The organism is Nonomuraea marmarensis (genome assembly GCF_043197025.1).
Classification (GTDB): domain Bacteria; phylum Actinomycetota; class Actinomycetes; order Streptosporangiales; family Streptosporangiaceae; genus Nonomuraea; species Nonomuraea marmarensis.
In genome coordinates this window covers 1-1,396 of the sequence record NZ_JBICRM010000112.1, presented here as the reverse complement: position 1 = coordinate 1,396, position 1,396 = coordinate 1, and the positions used below count along the sequence as shown (strand labels likewise).

1 protein-coding gene is annotated in these 1,396 nt (G+C 67.6%); it reads left to right on the top strand.

The annotated features are described in order from the left end of the window. Positions 1–236: 236 nt before the first annotated feature. On the top strand, positions 237–1,376 hold the full coding sequence (locus ACFLIM_RS50175; RefSeq protein WP_393178019.1) for an ISAs1 family transposase: 1,140 nt from the start codon (positions 237–239) through the stop codon (positions 1,374–1,376). Positions 1,377–1,396 lie beyond the last annotated feature (20 nt).

Here is a 1,396-nt window from a genome sequence, read left to right as displayed (position 1 = left end):
CAGGGCGGGCGGAGTTCTCGGATGGTGAGACGGCGAGTTGGAGATCCGCGGGTCACAGCTTGATCGCGTACGGCGTGGCGGTGCCCTGACGCGCAACAAGGCCCCGTAGAACGGCGGTTCTCACGCCAATCCGATCTACCGGAGCCTCGTTGTCCGTGCAGTCTGCCATGCCGCCTGTCCTGTCCGCCATCGCCGCTGCGGCCGATAACACCGGCCGTGAAGGATTGTCGGCCCCGATGGAGGAGGTTGTGGACCTGACCGACCTTCGGCAGGTGTGGGCGCAAGTCCCCGATCCACGCGATCGGCGAGGCCGTCGCCATCCACTGGTGGTCATCCTGGCGCTGGTGCAGGCCGCAATCGTGTCCGGCGCGGTCTCCTACGCGGCGATCCGGCACTGGATCCGCAGCGCACCCGACCCAGTCTTGGCGCAGCTCGGAGCCCGGTTCGATCGGCGGACCGGCCGCCACCAAGCCCCGCATCCCGACACCGTGTGCCGCACGATGGAGCTGCTGGACGCCGCCAGCGTGGACGCCGCCTATGCCGCTCACCGGGCCGCGCAGCTCACCGACTTGTACGACGACCCCGACGAACTGATCGGGCTGACGGTCGACGGCAAGACCTCACGCGGCAGCGCCGATGCCGGCAAGCCCGCCAGGCATCGGCTCGGCGCGCACCTGCCGGCCGACGCGATCACCGTGGCCCAGATCGACATCGACTCCAAGACCAACGAGATCCGCGCCTTCCAGCCACTGCTGGACCAGCTTCCCGATCTGACCAACGTGGTCGTCACCGCCGACATGATGCATTGCCAGCGTGCGCACGCCCGCTACCTGCACCGCCGTGGCGCGTTCTACGTGCTGCCCGTCGGCGGCAACCAGCGCGGACTGTTCGACCAGCTCAATGCCCTGGACTGGAACCAGGTCCCGATCGGATGGACGACCTACGACCGTGGCCACGGCCGCAACGAGATCCGCACCATCCAAGTGATGCCCGCCCCGCCCGGCACCCGCTTCCCGCACATCAAGCAGGTCTACCTGGTCGAACGACACGTCTACGACCTGGCCTGGAAGCCGCTGTCGTCGGTGGCCGTGCTGGGCGTCACCAATCTGCCCGCCCGCCAGGCCGGTCCTCGCCGCCTGGCCGAGTTCGTGAGAGGCGAGTGGTCCATCGAGAACAAAGACCATTACGTCCGAGATGTAACGTTCAGGGAGGATCACTGCAAGATCCGCACCGCCTCGGCCCCGTCGATCCTCGCGACCATGCGCAGCTACGCGATCGGCGCGCTACGCCTGCTCAACTTCACCAACATCGCCGAAGGCGCCCGGTGGGCACGCGACGACTTCCGTCACCCGCTCATCGCCCTCGGTCTCACATAGTGAGAACTCCTTCGGCCCTG

Bases quoted from the DNA above. Each gene is read 5' to 3' on its own strand.
- ACFLIM_RS50175 (WP_393178019.1), top strand. From the start codon at position 237: ATGGAGGAGGTTGTGGACCTGACCGACCTTCGGCAGGTGTGGGCGCAA.